Origin of the sequence: Cellulomonas fimi, assembly GCF_028583725.1 — a bacterium.
Classification (GTDB): domain Bacteria; phylum Actinomycetota; class Actinomycetes; order Actinomycetales; family Cellulomonadaceae; genus Cellulomonas; species Cellulomonas fimi_B.
Genome location: NZ_CP110680.1, coordinates 2,045,892 through 2,061,423, shown reverse-complemented (window position 1 = coordinate 2,061,423; position 15,532 = coordinate 2,045,892). Strand labels below are relative to the sequence as shown.

Sequence of the window (15,532 nt, the reverse complement as noted above, 5' to 3'; positions counted from 1 at the left end):
CCTTCTCCCCGATCCGATCGGCCGACGTGCCGCACGGATGAGGGCTCCGACGGGCGAAGCTCGCGCCGGGCCGTCGGAGGCGGTCGCGGTGTCCGGGCCGACCGGATGAGGTTCGGGGGTCCCCGGGCGCGCCGCCGCCGCGGAGCGTCCGACGCCACCTACCGTCGCCCGGTGCTCCCTCCGACCGCGGCGCCGTCCGTCGACCGGCGCCGACCGCCCCACGCGCGCCGCGGCGTCGCGGTGCTCGTCGCGGCCGCGCTGCTGCTCCCGCTGCCCGCCTCGGTGGGCGCGGCGGACGACCTGGACGACCGGCGGCGCTCCGCCCAGGAGCAGGCCGAGGGGGCGCGGCAGCGGACCGACGACCTCCGCGCGTCGGTCGAGGGGCTGTCGGCCGACCTCGCGCAGGCCGTCGCGGAGCTCGCCGAGACGGAGTCACGGCTGCCCGTCGCGCAGGAGCAGCTGCGTGCGGCGCAGGCGACGCTCGACGGCGCGGAACGTCGCGCGGAGATCCTGGCGGCACGGCTGGTCGACGCGCGTGACCAGCAGGCGACGCTGCGCGACGGCCTCGCACGCACCAGCGCCCGCGACGACGAGGTGCGTGCGGCGATCGGGCAGCTCGCCCGGCAGGCGCAGCGCGGCGGCGCCGGGGCGTCGGGCCTCGCGGTCGTGCTCGACGCCGAGGACCTCGACGAGTTCAGCGCCCGCATGCAGGCGCTGGAGACGGCGCAGCGCAGCCAGGACCGGCTGCTCGAGGAGCTGACCGCGCTCGCGGCCGCCACCCGCAACCACGAGGCGCGGCTCGCCGCCGTCGCGGACCGCATCGGTGAGCTGCGGGCCGAGGCCGACGCGGAGGTCGTGCGCGCGGACCAGGCCCGCGCGGACGCGGCGGCCCGCGAGGCGGAGATCACCCGGCTGCTCGCCGCGCAGGAGGCCACGCGGCAGCGCCTGGGCGACATGAAGGCGCAGGCCGAGGCCGAGGCCGCCGCGGCGGACCGCGAGCGCGCCGCGATCGAGGCGGAGCTCGCGGGGATCATCGCCGAGCAGCAGCGGGTCGCCGCCGAGCAGGAGCGCGCCCGGGTCGAGCAGGAGCGGATCCGCGCCGAGCAGGAGCGGGCGCGGGCCGAGGAGGCGGCGAAGGCCGGCCAGCAGCCGCCTCCGCCGGCGCCGCCGCCCGCGCAGCCCGCCCCGCCGCCGGCATCGGGCTCGTCGGGCCCGGTGTTCTCGAACCCCACGTCGATCACGCCGATGTACGTGACGTCGAGCTACGGCATGCGTCTGCACCCGATCCTCGGCTACACGCGCCTGCACGCGGGGATCGACCTGCGCACGTACTGCAACACGCCGCTGTACGCGCCGCGCGACGCGGTCGTGCGCTGGGCGCAGTGGCGCAACGGGTTCGGCAACCAGGTGATGCTCGACCACGGGTCGGTCGACGGGCAGTCGCTCATGAGCAGCCTGAACCACCTGACGCGCGACACGGTCTCCGCAGGGCAGCGCGTGCAGCGGGGCGATCTCGTCGGCTATGCGGGCAACACCGGTCTGTCCGGCGCGTGCCACCTGCACTTCGAGGTGTACCGCAACGGGTCGACGGTGAACCCGGCGCCGCTGCTCGAGCGGTAGTCGCGCCGGAGCGCGTCGAGGAGGTGCCGTCGTGCGTCACCAGGTGGCGTCGCCGCGGATCACCGCGTCGGAGCCGCCGTCGACGAACACGACCTGCCCGCACAGGTGGGTGTTCTCCTCGCTCACGAGCCACGCGATCAGACGCGCCGGGACGTCGGCGTCCATGAAGCCGTTGAGGGGCATCGGGACCTGGGCCGCGAGCGCGGCACGCTGCTCGTCGGTCGCGAGGAACGGCGCGACCATGGGCGTCTCGACGACTCCCGGCGCGATCGCGTTGAGCGGGATCGCGGCGCCGGCCCACGGCGTGAGCGGGGCGTTGCGGCGCAGCCAGCGGCACAGCGCGGCCTTCGTGCTGGCGTAGACGAGGTGGGAGAGCTCGGCCTCGACGAGCTTCGCCGCGCGCGCGAGCGCGCCGGGCTCGTCGCCCGTCAGGCAGAGGTCGACGAGCTCGGCGTCGGTCGCCATGAGGCTCGCCATCGAGGCGGTCGCGACGGCGCGCGGTGCGGCCGAGCCGGCGAGCAGGGGCCGCAGGCCCTCGAGGGTGGCGACGGTGCCGAAGTAGTTGACGGCGACGTCCGCGGGAGACTGCGTGGCGAGCCCGGCGTTGGCGACGACCGCGTCGAGGCGGCCGTCGGTGAGGGCGCGCACGTGCTCGACGAGCGCGAGCCGACCGGCGGGCCCGGCCAGGTCGACGGCGACGTCGGCGTCACGGAGGTCGACGCCGACCACCCGCTCCCCGCGCTGCTCCAGCAGGTCGGCGGCCGCCCGCCCGATGCCCGAGGCGGACCCGGTGACGACGATCGTGCGCATGACGCCCTCCCAGGTGCGAGAGCCCGGCACCGTCGCCGGGCCTTCTTCCACGCTAGGCGGCGGACCCGCCGACGGGCCCCGGACCTTGGTCACGACGTGGGCCGGGCGGAGCGCCCCGCGGGCGCGGTGCTCAGGCACCCCGCGGTGCGCGATATGATGGATTCATCAGATCGTCAAGAGACGGGACGCCCGTGCCTTCCTCGCCGCCGCTCAACGAGGTCAAGGCGAACCTCTTCAAGGGCCTGGCCCATCCCGTCCGCATCCGGGTGCTCGAGCTCCTCGCTCCCGGCACCGACGTCCCCGTCTCGACGCTCATCGCCGAGACCGGGCTCGAGGCGTCGCACCTCTCGCAGCACCTCGCGGTCCTGCGCCGGTACCACCTCGTCGAGTCCTCCCGGCGGGGCAGCGCGGTGTACTACCGCCTCGCGTCCGTCCACGTCGCCGAGCTGCTGCGGGTCGCCCGGGACCTGCTCGGCGAGATCCTGCGTGCGACGCACGACCAGCTCGCGGCGGCGGCCGACGAGCCGGCGCCGACCACGGTCGCGCGGTGAGGCCCGGCTCCGCCCTGCGGGGGCTGCTGCCCGGCCGGGACGACTACGCCGCCCTGCGCACCTCGTGGCGGACCGACCTGCTCGCGGGCGTCACGGTCGGCGTCGTCGCGCTGCCGCTCGCGCTCGCGTTCGGCGTGAGCTCCGGCGCCGGAGCGGCCGCGGGGCTCGTCACGGCCATCGTCGCGGGCGTCGTGGCCGCGGTGCTCGGCGGGTCGCACGTCCAGGTGTCCGGGCCCACCGGCGCGATGGTGGTCGTCCTCGCGCCGATCGTGGCGACGCACGGGACCCCCGCGGTCGCGGTCGTGTGCCTGCTGGCGGGCGCGCTCGTCGTCGCGGCGGGCGTGCTCCGCCTCGGGCGCCTGGTCGGGATGGTCCCGTGGCCGGTCATCGAGGGGTTCACGCTCGGCATCGCGGTCATCATCCTGCTGCAGCAGGTCCCGGCCGCGGTCGGCGTCCCCGCAGCGGGCCACGACGCGAACGCCGCGGTCGCGGCCGTCCAGGCGCTCGGGGAGACGACCGCGCGCGACGCCCTGTGGTCCGTCGGGGTCGTCGCGGTCGTCGTCGCCGTGATGCTGCTCGCCCCCCGGGTGCACCGCGCGGTGCCCGGGTCGCTCGTCGCGATCGCGCTCGTCACGGTGGTCACCGCCGTGGCGCACCTGCCCGTCGCCACGATCGGCGCGCTCCCCGCCGGGCTCCCGGCGCCGGCCTGGCCCGACGTGGACCTGACGACGCTCGCGCAGCTCGGGGGCCCGGCGGTGACGGTCGCCGCGCTCGCGGCGATCGAGTCGCTGCTGTCGGCGCGTGTCGCCGCGTCGCACTCGGACACCGGCCCGTACGACGCCGACCGCGAGCTCGTCGGCCAGGGGCTCGCCTCGGTCGCGTCGGGGCTGTTCGGCGGCATGCCCGCGACCGGCGCGATCGCCCGGACGGCGGTCAACGTCAGCTCCGGTGCCCGCACGCGCGTCGCGGCCGTCGTGCACGCGTGCGTCCTGCTCGTGGTGGTGGGCAGCCTGGGCGGCGTCGTCGCGCACGTGCCGCTCGCCGGGCTCGCCGGCGTCCTCATGGTCACGGCGGTGCGCATGGTCTCGGTGCGCGGCGTCCGGCTCGTCGTCCGGTCGACGCGCGCGGCGGCGGCCCTGTTCACGCTCACGGCGCTGATCACGATCTCCGTCGACCTGGTGTACGCCGTGGGCATCGGCATCGCGGTCGCCGCCGCGCTCAGCCTGCGCACGATGGTCCGCGCCGCGGGCGTGCACCGGGAGGAGCTGCCCGGGCCGCGCGCCGCCGGGGACGAGCGGATCGCGCTGTTCCGCGTGGAGGGCGCGCTGTTCTTCGCCGCCGCCGAGCGCGTGCTGGACCGGGTGGCCTCGATCGAGGGCGTGAGCGTCGTGGTGCTCCGCCTGTCGCAGGTGCAGATCCTGGACGCCACCGGCGCCCAGGTGCTCGGCGAGCTCGTGACCGGGCTGCACCGCCGCGGGATCGCCGTGCTCATCAAGGGCATCCAGCCCGACCACCTCGGGCTGGCCCGTCGCGTGGGGGCGCTCGAGGCGCTGGGAGACGACCACCTCTTCGCGGGTCTCGACGACGCCGTCGCGCACGCGCGCGCGATCGCGGCACCCGCCGCCCGCCCGGCCGCCACCGTCGGCTCCCCCACCGCCTGACGCGTCGCCCGCTCCCCTTCACGACCGCACGGGCCCCTCGGGGACCCTTGCGGTACTCACTGTTGCCAAGTACCGGTACCTAGCGTTACTGTCTTCCAGTACCCAGTGACGCTGAGTACACGGACGACGGAGGTGGCCGACATGGGCAACCAGATGACCGAGATGCTCAAGGGCACCCTCGAGGGGATCGTGCTGACCGTCCTCGCGGACCGGCCGGCGTACGGCTACGAGATCACGACGCAGCTGCGGGACATGGGGTTCTCCGACCTCGTCGAGGGCACGGTCTACGCGCTCCTCGTCCGCGTCGAGCAGCGGGGGTTCGTGGACGTCGAGAAGGTCCCCTCGGAGAAGGGCCCGCCCCGCAAGGTCTACTCGCTCAACGACGACGGGCGAGCACAGCTCGACGAGTTCTGGAGGACGTGGTCCTTCCTCGCCGGGCGCATCGAACAGCTCCGCACCCAGCACGGCGGGACGCCGCGCACCGCAGACCAGCCCGTGGACGGGGAGAACTGACATGGCCGCCAAGTGGATCGAGACCCTCACCGGCTCGCTCGAGCAGAAGAAGCAGTACAAGCAGGACATGGCCCGCATCAACGGGCTCCCGGAGCCGCACCGGACGGCCGCCAAGGCCGTGCACCGCTACCTCATGTACTCGGGCGGCATCACCGACGGCGACACGCTCACCACCATGTTCACCGACCTCGCCGACCTGTGGGAGCGCGCCGCGACCGACGGCACCCCAGTGCGCGACATCGTCGGCGACGACCCCGTCGAGTTCGCCGAGACCTTCGCGCAGGCCTACACGGGCGAGAAGTGGATCGACAAGGAGCGCGCGCGGCTCGCCAAGGCCATCGACGACGCCGAGCACCAGGAGGAGAAGTGACCACGCAACCCGCCATCCGCGTGCGAGGCGTCGAGAAGTCGTTCGGCGACCTGCACGTGCTCCGCGGCGTCGACCTCGACGTCGCACCCGGCACGATCCACGCGCTGCTGGGGTCCAACGGCGCCGGCAAGACGACGCTCGTCCGGATCCTGTCGACGCTGCTCGCACCCGACGCCGGCACCGTCACCGTCCACGGCTTCGACGTCGTCACGCAGGCCGGCGACGTCCGCGAGTCGATCAGCCTCACGGGCCAGTTCGCGGCGGTCGACGAGATCCTCACCGGACGCGAGAACCTCGTGCTGGTCGCGAAGCTCCGGCACCTGACGGACCCCGGTGCCGTCGCCGACGACCTGCTCGCGCGGTTCTCGCTCACCGACGCGGGCGGTCGACGGGCCGGCACCTACTCCGGCGGCATGCGCCGCCGGCTGGACATCGCGATGAGCCTCATCGGCGACCCGCCCGTGATCTTCCTCGACGAGCCGACGACGGGCCTGGACCCGCAGGCGCGCCTCGAGGTGTGGGCGACCGTCAAGGAGCTCGCCACGGGCGGCACGACCGTGCTGCTCACCACGCAGTACCTCGACGAGGCCGAGCAGCTCGCCGACCGGATCGCGATCCTCCACGAGGGCACGATCATCCAGGACGGCACCCTCGCCGAGCTCAAGCGCCTGCTCCCGCCCGCGACCGTCGAGTACGTCGAGAAGCAGCCCTCGCTGGAGGACGTCTTCCTCGCGCTCGTCGGCGCGGGACCCACCGAGCCCACCGCCGACGCCGGCACGACACCCGCAGGGAGGAGCTGACATGAGCACCACGCACGTCGTCGGCGACACCGTCACACTCACCGACCGGTCGCTGCGCCACATCCTGCGCAGCCCCGACACGATCATCACGACCGCGGTGACGCCGGTCGCGCTGATGCTGCTGTTCACCTACGTGTTCGGCGGCGCGATCGACCTCGGCGGACCCGAGTCGTACATCGACTACATGCTGCCGGGCATCCTGCTCATCACGGTCGCGTCCGGCATCGCCTACACCGCGTACCGACTGTTCCAGGACATGCAGGGCGGGATCGTCGAGCGGTTCCAGTCGATGCCGATCGCGCGGTCGAGCGTCCTGTGGGCGCACGTGCTGACGTCGCTCGCGGCGAACCTCGCGTCGGTCGCGATCGTCGTGGGGGTCGCGCTCCTCATGGGGTTCCGCACGGGGGCGTCCGTCGCGGCGTGGCTCGCGGTCGTCGGCATCCTCGTGCTGTTCACGCTCGCGCTCACGTGGGTCGCGGTCATCGCGGGCCTGTCGGCCAAGACCGTGGACGGTGCGAGCGCGTTCAGCTACCCGCTGATCTTCCTGCCGTTCATCAGCTCGGCGTTCGTGCCGACGGACACCATGCCCGCGCCGGTCGCCTGGTTCGCCGAGAACCAGCCGGTCACGGCGATCGTCGACACCCTCCGGGCCCTGTTCGCGCAGGAGCCGGTCGGCACCGACATCTGGGTCGCGCTCGCATGGCTCGTCGGCATCCTCGTCGTCGCGTACGCGTTCTCGGTCCGCGTCTACCGCCGCCGGGCCCGCTGACCGGCACGCACGAGACCGCGCAGGCGGGTGGGACGGATCCTCGTCCCACCCGCCTGCGTCGTCGTCGGCGGTGCGTCGGGCGGCGTCACACGCGCGACGCGGGCTCGACGACCGGACCCGCGCCGCCCGCCGCGAGCGCGTCGCGCGTCTTCGGCCGCGCGAAGCGCGCGGGCAGCTCCGGACCGTCCCACACCTGCACCGCCCGCCAGATCGAGGCCGCGATCGGGACGGCCAGGACAGCGCCCGTGAGGCCCGCGAGCACCGTGCCCGCGGTCAGGGCGAACAGGATGACGAGCGGGTGCAGCTGCAGCGTGCGGCCCATGACGATCGGCTGGAGGAAGTCGCCCTCGACCTGGTTGACGACCACGACGATCGCGACGACGACCAGCGCCTCGACCGGCCCCACCGCGACGAGAGCCACGAGCGCGGACAGGATGCCCGCGAGCGTCGCACCGACGAGCGGGATGAACGCGAGCAGGAACACGAGCACCGACAGCGGGACGACGAGCGGGACGCCGACGATCGCGAGGCCGATACCGATCGCGACGGCGTCGACCGCCGCGACGATAGCGGTCCCCCGCACGTAGCCGCCGAGCGTCGCGATCGTCGTGACGCCGACGCGCCGGCCACGTGCGTAGCGGTGGCCGTCGAACGGGCGCAGCAGGAACTCCCAGATCTGCGGGCCGTCCTTCAGGAAGAAGAACAGCACGACGACCATGATGAAGAAGCCCGCCACGAAGTCGACGGTCTGCGAGACGCCCGCGATCGCGCCCGCGCCGAACGCGTCGGACTGCAGCAGTCCCGAGAGCGACTCGCGCACCGACCGGACCTGCTCCTCGGTGATGTCGAACGGCAGGCCCTCGACGTAGGCCTGGAGCTCGTCGAAGCCCTCGAGCGCCTGGTCGCGCAGCTCGTCCCACTGGCGGACGACGGCGCGCACGACGAGCCACAGGACGAGCGCCAGCAGCGCCACGAGCGCGACCAGCGCGATCCACGTCGCCGCGAGCGACGGCAGCCCCTTGCGCCGCAGGAACCCGACGAGCGGCGAGATCGCCGCCGCGAGCACGAGCGCGATGAGCACCGGGATCACGACGAGCGTCAGCTGCGTCACCGCGAAGACCAGCACGGCCACGAGCGCGAGCACCGCGAGCAGCTGGAGCGACCGGGTCCCCGCGCGACCGAAGCCGTCGGCCCACAGCGCCGACGCCCCGCGCAGGGGGCGTCGCGGCGGCTCGTCATCCCGGACGGGGTCGCGGGAGCCGGTCTGCTCCCGCGATCGGCGACCGAACGGAGCCATGGACGTCCCCCTCGTGCGTCAGCGGTCCGGAGCCCCCGACGCTACGTCGCCGCCCGCCGCGGCGCGCGGCGGGCGGTCGTCGCACCCGGGGCGTGCGGGTCCCCCGGCGCGCCCGTGCGTGCTACCACGCACGCCGGTCCGGCCGAGCTCCCCGGGGGCGGTCGGATGGGTCGCGTCCGCCCCGGACCCGCCGGCGGACGCGGGGACGCCGTCACGAGCGGTGCCGCCCGAAGCCCCCGACCGACCTGCGGAGACCACCCATGACCACGACCGCCACGCGACCGGAGACGGCGCCGCCGGCCCCGGACACCGGCCCCTCCCCGTCCCGGACCGCGACGCTGAGCCTGCCCGCCCTCACCGCGATGGTGGTCGGGTCGATGGTCGGCGCCGGCGTCTTCCAGCTGCCCGCACGGTTCGCCGCGCAGACCGGGGTGCTGGGCGCGCTCGTCGCGTGGACCATCGCGGGCCTCGGCATGCTGTCGCTCGCGTTCGTCTTCCAGAAGCTCGCCGTCCGCAAGCCGCGCCTGGACAACGGCGTCTACGTGTACGCCCGCGAGGGGTTCGGCGCGTACCCGGGCTTCCTGTCCGGGTTCGGCTTCTGGGCGTCCGCGTGCGCCGGGAACGCCTTCTACTGGGTGCTCATCATGACGACGCTGTCCCAGCTGTTCCCGGGGCTCGCGCCGTACCTGGGCGAGGGGAACGCCTGGCTCGCGTTCGGCCTGTCGACGGCCGCGATCTGGGGCTTCTTCCTGCTCATCCGCCGCGGCGTGCAGCAGGCGGCCGGCATCAACGCGGTCGTCACCGTCGCGAAGATCGTGCCGCTCGCGCTGTTCGTCGTGCTCGCGGTGTTCTTCTTCGACGCGGGCGTGTTCGCCGGCAACCTCACCGGCGGCTACGACGTGCCCGGTGGTGCGACGCTCTTCGCCCAGGTGCAGGGGACGATGCTCATCACCGTCTTCGTGTTCCTCGGTATCGAGGGCGCGAGCGTCTACTCGCGCTACGCGGCGAAGCGCTCGCACGTGGGGCGCGCGACCGTGCTCGGCTTCTCGTCGGTGCTGGCGCTGTTCGCGAGCATCTCGATCCTCGCCTACGGCATCCTCCCGCGCGCCGAGATCGCGGCGCTCGCGCAGCCGTCGATCGGCGGCGTCCTCGAGGCGGCCGTCGGGCCCTGGGGCGGCACGTTCATCCGGCTCGCCCTCATCGTCTCGGTGCTCGGCGCCTACCTCGCGTGGCAGCTGCTCGCGGCCGACGTGCTCTACGCGGCCGCGAAGGACCGCGACCTGCCGCGCGCGCTGGCGCGGACGAACCGTCACGGCGTCCCGACGACCGCCGTGCTCGCGACCTCGGTCATGGTCACCGCGATCCTCTTCGCGGTGCAGTTCGTCGACGACGCGCTCGACTTCAGCCTCGACCTCACCGCCGCGCTCGCGCTGGCCCCGCTCGCCCTCGCGAGCGCCTACGCGCTGCGGATCGCGCTGCGCCGCGACGGCTACGCGGGCGTCCCGCGCCGGACCCGGAACGTCGAGGTCGCGGTCGCCGCGGTCTCGACCGCCTACACGCTCTTCCTGCTCTGGGCCGCCGGCTACGTGTTCGCGCTCCTCGCGTGCCTGCTCCTCGCCCCCGCGACCGTCCTGTACGTCCGGGCACGGCGCGAGCGCGGCGCCCCGACGTTCACGCGCTCCGGCCTCGTCACGTTCCTCGCGGTGGCCGCGGCCGCCGTCGTCGGGGCGGTCCTGCTCGCCACCGGGACGGTCCGGCTGTGACCCCCGTCGACGCCCGCCCCGGGCGCACCGGGCCCGCCGGCGTGCCCGACCTCCGTCCCACGCCCTGCCCGTCCACCCTCGAAGGAGCCACCATGTCGACCACCACGACCCGTCCCCGCACCGCGACCCGCCACCACGGCCCCGACGCCCGGGCGCTGCACCCGTCGAACCCCGCGCCGCTGCCGTCCGCGGCCTACGGCGTGCACTCGGAGGTCGGGCGCCTGCGCAAGGTCCTGGTGTGCCGCCCGGGGCTCGCGCACCACCGGCTCACGCCGTCCAACTCCGACGAGCTCCTGTTCGACGACGTCCTGTGGGTCGACCGGGCCATCGAGGACCACGCGGCGTTCACGGCCGAGCTCACCGCCCGCGGCGTCGACGTCGTCGAGCTGCACGACGTCCTCGCGCAGACGATGGCGATCTCGTGCACTCCGTGCCCGGCGTGACCGAGGCGCGCCTCGTGTTCACGCCGGGCTCGTGCGACGTCGCGCTGCTCGACGTCAACCTGCCCGACGGCAACGGGGTCGCGCTCGGGCTCGCGCTCCAGCGGGTCGATCCCGGGCTCGCGGTCATGCTGCTGTCGAGCGAGGACGTTATGGGCCTGTTCACGACGGTCCAGGACGAGGCCGCGCGGCCGTGGAGCTACCTGTCGAAGCGGTCGAGCTTCGCGCGCGACGTGCTCGTGCGCGCGGTCGTCGCGACCGCGCAGGGCCAGGTCGTGCTCGACCCGTACCTGGTGCAGCGCTCGACGCCGCGGGCCGGGTCGGCCGTCTCCGAGCTCACGCCCGCGCAGTTCGGCGTCCTGCGGCTCGTCGCCGAGGGCCTGTCGAACCAGGCCGCGGGCGAGCGGCTCGGCATCAACGAGCGGTCGGTCGAGAGCCACCTCAAGGCGATCTACCAGCGCCTCGGGATCAGCGGCGACGGGCACAACCGACGCGTCGCCGCCGTCCTGGCGTTCCTCGAGCAGACGGGACGGTCCTGGCGCGCCTGAGCGCGCACCCCGTGCGTCGCGTGGCGGCGCGGTCGCGTCGTCGCGTTGTGGCCCGCCCGACGTGTGACCGTCACCCGGTCGGAGTACGGTGCGCCGCGGCACCGACCGGTGCGTACCGCCACACCCCAGGAGGTCTCCGGCATGCGTTCCCCCACCCCACGACGCACCCGCCGTCGCCTCGGCGTCGCCACCGCGACCGCCGCGCTCGCCCTCGCGCTCACCACGCCCGCCACGCCCGCCACCGCGGGCGACTCCCCCGACCACGGCCGCGGCGACCGCACGTACTCGTTCACCGTCATGGGCACGAGCGACCTGCACGGCAACGTCCTCAACTGGGACTACTTCAAGGACGCCGAGTACGACGACAGCGCGCACAACGACGTGGGCCTGGCGAAGATCTCGACGCTGGTCGACCAGGTGCGCGCCGACCGCGGCGCCCGGAACACCCTGCTCGTCGACGCGGGCGACACGATCCAGGGCACGTCGCTCGCCTACTACTACGCCAAGGTCGAGCCCATCACGTCAGGCGGCGAGCATCCGATGGCCGCCGCGATGAACGCGATCGGCTACGACGCCGCCGCGCTCGGCAACCACGAGTTCAACTACGGCATCCCGCTGCTGCGCACGTTCCAGCGCCAGCTCGACTTCCCGCTGCTGGGCGCCAACGCGACGTCGGCACGCACCGGGAAGCCGGCGTTCGCGCCGTACGTCATCGAGACCCTGCACCCGCGCGGCGCGAAGCCGGTGCGTGTCGGGATCCTCGGGCTCACGAACCCGGGCATCGCGATCTGGGACAAGGCGAACGTCGAGGGGCAGATGCAGTTCGGCGGGCTCGTCGAGGCCGCGCGGCGCTACGTGCCGGAGATGCGCCGCAAGGGTGCCGACGTCGTCATCGTCTCCGCGCACTCCGGCGCGGACACGTCGTCGTCGTACGGCGACACGCTGCCGTTCCCCGAGAACGCGGCGACGCTGGTCGCCCAGCAGGTGCCGGGCATCGACGCGATCCTCGTCGGGCACGCGCACCAGGAGATCCCGGAGCGCGTCGTCACCAACACCGCCACCGGCAGGCCCGTCGTGCTGTCCGAGCCGCTGCGCTGGGGCATGCGCCTGTCGGTCTTCGACGTGGACCTCACCCTCCACCGCGGGAAGTGGGGCGTCGACGGCGTCGACGCGCAGGTGCTGAACGCGAACGCGGTCCCCGAGGACCCGGAGATCGTCAACCTGCTCGCGGACGAGCACGCGACGGTCGTCGACTACGTCAACAGCGTGATCGGCTCGTCGACCGAGGCGATGTCCGCCGCGACCGCCCGGTACGAGGACACCGCGGCCCTCGACTTCATCAACCACGTGCAGGCGCAGGCGGTGCGGGCCGAGCTCACCGGCGCCGACGCCGACCTCCCCGTGCTGTCGATCGCCGCGCCGTTCAACCGCGAGGCCGCGATCCCGGCCGGTGACGTGTCGGTGCGCGACGTCGCGGGGCTGTACATCTACGACAACACGCTGCTGGGCATCAGGCTGACGGGCGCACAGGTCAAGGCCTACCTGGAGAAGTCGGCGGAGTACTTCAAGCCCGTGACCGCCGCGGGCACCTACCCGTCGACCGCCCTGACGAACGCCCCGACGGCGACCGCCCCCAACGGCACGCCCGACTACAACTACGACGTGATGCGCGGGCTCGACGCGCCGCTCACGTACGACATCGACCTCGGGCAGCCCGTCGGCAGCCGGATCACCGATCTCGCGTACGACGGCGCGCCCGTCGCGGACACCCAGCAGTTCGTGATCGCGATCAACAACTACCGGCAGTCCGGCGGCGGCAGCTTCCCCGGCGTGACGACCGCCCCGGTGCTCGTGAACCGGCAGGTGGAGATCCGCCAGCTGCTCATCGACTGGGTCACCGAGCAGCAGGTCATCGACCCGGCGACGTTCACCGCGACCAACCCCGACTGGCGGCTCACCTACGCCGGCGAGCCGCTCACCGTCACGCCGTGACCCCGGCGGGTGCGGTCGCGCGCCGTGCGTGACCGCACCCGCCCGCCCCCACGGCCGCGCTCCTCGGTACAGTGCCGGGAGGGTGCCGTCCGGAGGGAGGCGACCGTGCGAGCCCACGGCGCCGCGACGCCGAGGGACGACCGGGTGCGCGCACCGCACGCACCGCGTCGTCGGGAGGCGGTTGCGCCCGCACCGGGGCTCGGGTCGCCCGACGCGCTCGTCGCCCTGCAACGCACGGCGGGCAACCGCGCGGCCCGCCAGGCGGTGCAGGGCCGGGGGTCCACCCACCCGGCGCGGCCCGTCGTGCAGCGCGCCGCCTACGGCCTGGACCTGCAGCCGAGCCAGGACAGGTACGTCGACCAGGCCGCGCGGCTGTACCGGTCGAACAAGCGGATGCCGATCGACGACTTCGTGAAAGCCGTCATGACGACGATCGCCGGCGAGCTCAAGGCCGCGGGGGTGCCGCACTTCGCGTGGGCGCTGGTGTCGGGCGACGGTGCTGCCGGCGCGTTCGACTCGGAGCACTGGAAGGTGCTGGTCAACACCGCGAAGTTCCGGGAGGGCGACGTGCCGCCGACCGTGCTGGGCGACCTCACGCCGCAGCAGGTCACCGAGGTCGTCGGGACGCTGTACCACGAGTCGCGGCACGCGGACCAGGACGTCGTGATCATCCGGTCGCTCCTCGACCAGCGGCAGAGCCCGGCGCAGATCCACGCGACCACGAAGATGCCGCTCACGGTCGTCGAGGCCGTGAAGGCCACCACCTACCCGACGCCGCTCGATCCCGACCAGGTGGCGCACGCCGGCCGCATGTTCGACGTGATGTACGGCGCGCATCGGGAGCTCCTCCAGCTGCTCATGCAGAGCTCGGCCGCGTTCGGCGGGCTCGACGAGCTCGCCCAGCCGGACTCCGTGCTCGCGGACGGCGCACCGCACGTCGCGGTGTTCACGACCTGGCAGCGGAACGTCCTCCAGCCGAAGCTCACGCGGATGGCGGCGGCGAGGAACCCGAGCGCGGTCGAGAAGGCGCTGCGTGAGCGGCTGACGACCGTCGGCACCGCGATCACCGGGCTGGCCGCGGCGTGGGCGAAGGTCGCCCGCGCCAAGCGCCCGAGCACGGCGGACCAGGCGGCGGTGCGCACGAAGGCGGGGGCCGTCCGGGACGCGGTGCTCGCCGCCTACAACAGCCTGGAGGGCGAGGTCGACGCGTTCCGGGTGGAGGCGAAGGTGAAGGCGGCGTTCGGCGCGAAGATCGCGAAGCCGTAGTCGCCGCGGCTCGGGTCACCCGGCAGCCGCCGGCCGTCGGGAGACGCGGCTGTCCGGCATGCGAGCACGCTTGACAGCATGCGGACACCCTTCTCACACTCGAACCATGTCCGTCGTCCTGCCCCTGTCCGAGAACCCGCGCCTCGCGGGTGCCTCCGACGTGCAGCCGACGATCCGGTGTCTGTGTCGAATGTGTCGCTGACGACCCCGTAGTCAGCCGGTCCGCCCCGCCCCGCAGGCGTCACGCCTGGTTCGCAGGCTCAGGACCCTCGCGTCGACCGACGCACGCGCCCCGCCGCCCGGGCTCGACGCCCGCCCGCGGGAGCGCGCCGACACACCGCCCCACCGGACACCCGGAGCCTTCCGTGCCTCAGCCCACCCGCGTCGACGTCCTGCCCATCCAGGAGGTCGTCGCCACCGCCTCCCCGACCGCCTGGCGCGACGGCATCGTCGTCGCGCAGGGCGACGCGCTCGTGACGGTCGCCCTGCTCGACGGCGACACCCGCACGGTCACGACGCGCGCGACGCCTGACCCGGGTGAGCCGGTCGCCGTGCACCCGGTCGCCGAGCTGCTCGCCGTCGGCGGCGTGTGGTTCGCGGCCCGGCCGGCGCGCGACCACCGCTCCTGACGGGGCCGCCGGCCGGCCTCGTCGTCAGGCGCTCGTCGACGTCATCACGCGCTCGTCGACGTCATCACGGTCCGGCACGCGTCGACCATGGCGCGGCACGCCGCCGCGCAGATGCGGCAGTGCTCCGACATCTCGGCGTGCATGTCGCACTCGGCGGCGCACGCCTCCCCCATGGCGACGCAGGCGGCCATCATCGCCGTCATCGCACCCGCGTCGTAGCCCGCGGGGCGCATCATCATGCGCATCGTGGTGGTCGCGACGTCGCACGTGCTGGTGCACATCGAGGCACATCGCCCCATGCCCTCGCCGGCGTCCGCGTCGGCGCACATCGTCGCGGCCATGGCCGCCGCGGCGCACGCCTCGATGCACGGCTGCATCGCCGTCATGTCCATGCCCGCCGTCGCCGGCATCGACCTCATCATGTCCGCCATCATGCTCATCGTCCGCCCGCCCTTCGCGTCGTGTGCCGCTGACCTCCGCGACGCTACGCCGGGCGGCCACGC

General features: G+C 74.0%; 15 protein-coding genes and 1 pseudogene. 13 read left to right on the top strand and 3 right to left on the bottom strand.

Annotated features, from left to right (window positions below; all coding sequences use genetic code 11):
- Nucleotides 1-171 precede the first annotated feature (171 nt).
- Nucleotides 172-1,620, top strand: a complete 1,449-nt coding sequence (locus tag OOT42_RS09455) for a M23 family metallopeptidase (protein WP_273654607.1) — start codon at nucleotides 172-174, stop codon at nucleotides 1,618-1,620.
- A 36-nt stretch (nucleotides 1,621-1,656) separates the two neighbouring features.
- Here the strand turns inward: OOT42_RS09455 and OOT42_RS09450 are convergent, their stop codons facing one another.
- The gene (locus OOT42_RS09450) at nucleotides 1,657-2,430 is read right to left on the bottom strand and encodes an SDR family oxidoreductase (protein ID WP_273654606.1); all 774 of its coding nucleotides are present in this window, start codon (nucleotides 2,428-2,430) and stop codon (nucleotides 1,657-1,659) included.
- Nucleotides 2,431-2,621: 191 nt separating this feature from the next.
- Between OOT42_RS09450 and OOT42_RS09445 the strand changes: the two genes are divergently transcribed.
- From OOT42_RS09445 to OOT42_RS09420, 6 genes are all read left to right on the top strand, one after another.
- Complete coding sequence (locus tag OOT42_RS09445) at nucleotides 2,622-2,981, top strand: ArsR/SmtB family transcription factor (RefSeq protein ID WP_273654605.1); 360 nt, start codon at nucleotides 2,622-2,624, stop codon at nucleotides 2,979-2,981.
- Nucleotides 2,978-4,642, top strand: a complete 1,665-nt coding sequence (locus OOT42_RS09440) for a SulP family inorganic anion transporter (RefSeq protein WP_273654604.1) — start codon at nucleotides 2,978-2,980, stop codon at nucleotides 4,640-4,642. The genes OOT42_RS09445 and OOT42_RS09440 overlap by 4 nt, the downstream gene beginning before the upstream one ends.
- A 141-nt stretch (nucleotides 4,643-4,783) precedes the next feature.
- Entirely contained in the window at nucleotides 4,784-5,155 is a 372-nt protein-coding gene (locus OOT42_RS09435) for a PadR family transcriptional regulator (RefSeq protein WP_273654603.1), read from the top strand.
- Nucleotide 5,156: 1 nt separating this feature from the next.
- Nucleotides 5,157-5,525, top strand: coding sequence for a DUF1048 domain-containing protein (locus OOT42_RS09430; protein ID WP_273654602.1), 369 nt, complete (start codon nucleotides 5,157-5,159; stop codon nucleotides 5,523-5,525).
- Nucleotides 5,522-6,325: an ABC transporter ATP-binding protein gene (locus OOT42_RS09425; protein WP_273654601.1), complete on the top strand. Its 804-nt coding sequence runs from the start codon at nucleotides 5,522-5,524 to the stop codon at nucleotides 6,323-6,325. Before OOT42_RS09430 ends, OOT42_RS09425 begins: the two co-directional genes overlap by 4 nt.
- Nucleotide 6,326: 1 nt before the next feature.
- Nucleotides 6,327-7,094 carry an ABC transporter permease gene (locus OOT42_RS09420; RefSeq protein WP_273654600.1) on the top strand — a complete coding sequence of 256 codons (768 nt, stop codon included), beginning with the start codon at nucleotides 6,327-6,329 and terminating at the stop codon, nucleotides 7,092-7,094.
- 85 nt (nucleotides 7,095-7,179) lie between these two features.
- Here the strand turns inward: OOT42_RS09420 and OOT42_RS09415 are convergent, their stop codons facing one another.
- Nucleotides 7,180-8,391, bottom strand: a complete 1,212-nt coding sequence (locus OOT42_RS09415; protein WP_273654599.1) for an AI-2E family transporter — start codon at nucleotides 8,389-8,391, stop codon at nucleotides 7,180-7,182.
- A 260-nt stretch (nucleotides 8,392-8,651) separates the two neighbouring features.
- Here OOT42_RS09415 and OOT42_RS09410 point away from each other — a divergent pair, with 260 nt between their 5' ends.
- The 6 genes and pseudogenes from OOT42_RS09410 to OOT42_RS09385 all read left to right on the top strand — a co-directional run bounded on the left by OOT42_RS09410 (nucleotide 8,652) and on the right by OOT42_RS09385 (nucleotide 15,029).
- Entirely contained in the window at nucleotides 8,652-10,154 is a 1,503-nt protein-coding gene (locus OOT42_RS09410) for a basic amino acid/polyamine antiporter (protein ID WP_273654598.1), read from the top strand.
- Nucleotides 10,155-10,309: 155 nt separating this feature from the next.
- A pseudogene (locus OOT42_RS09405) lies at nucleotides 10,310-10,573 on the top strand (arginine deiminase family protein); the annotation flags it as partial.
- Between the two features lie 20 nt (nucleotides 10,574-10,593).
- Entirely contained in the window at nucleotides 10,594-11,142 is a 549-nt protein-coding gene (locus OOT42_RS09400; RefSeq protein WP_273654597.1) for a response regulator transcription factor, read from the top strand.
- Between the two features lie 141 nt (nucleotides 11,143-11,283).
- A complete protein-coding gene (locus tag OOT42_RS09395) occupies nucleotides 11,284-13,134 on the top strand; it encodes a bifunctional metallophosphatase/5'-nucleotidase (protein ID WP_273654596.1) in 1,851 nt (616 codons plus the stop codon).
- A 144-nt stretch (nucleotides 13,135-13,278) separates the two neighbouring features.
- Nucleotides 13,279-14,400: a hypothetical protein gene (locus OOT42_RS09390; protein WP_273654595.1), complete on the top strand. Its 1,122-nt coding sequence runs from the start codon at nucleotides 13,279-13,281 to the stop codon at nucleotides 14,398-14,400.
- Between the two features lie 365 nt (nucleotides 14,401-14,765).
- A complete protein-coding gene (locus OOT42_RS09385; RefSeq protein WP_273654594.1) occupies nucleotides 14,766-15,029 on the top strand; it encodes a nuclease in 264 nt (87 codons plus the stop codon).
- 44 nt (nucleotides 15,030-15,073) lie between these two features.
- Here OOT42_RS09385 and OOT42_RS09380 read toward each other — a convergent pair whose 3' ends face one another.
- Nucleotides 15,074-15,451, bottom strand: a complete 378-nt coding sequence (locus tag OOT42_RS09380; protein ID WP_273654593.1) for an aldehyde dehydrogenase — start codon at nucleotides 15,449-15,451, stop codon at nucleotides 15,074-15,076.
- Nucleotides 15,452-15,532: the final 81 nt, after the last annotated feature.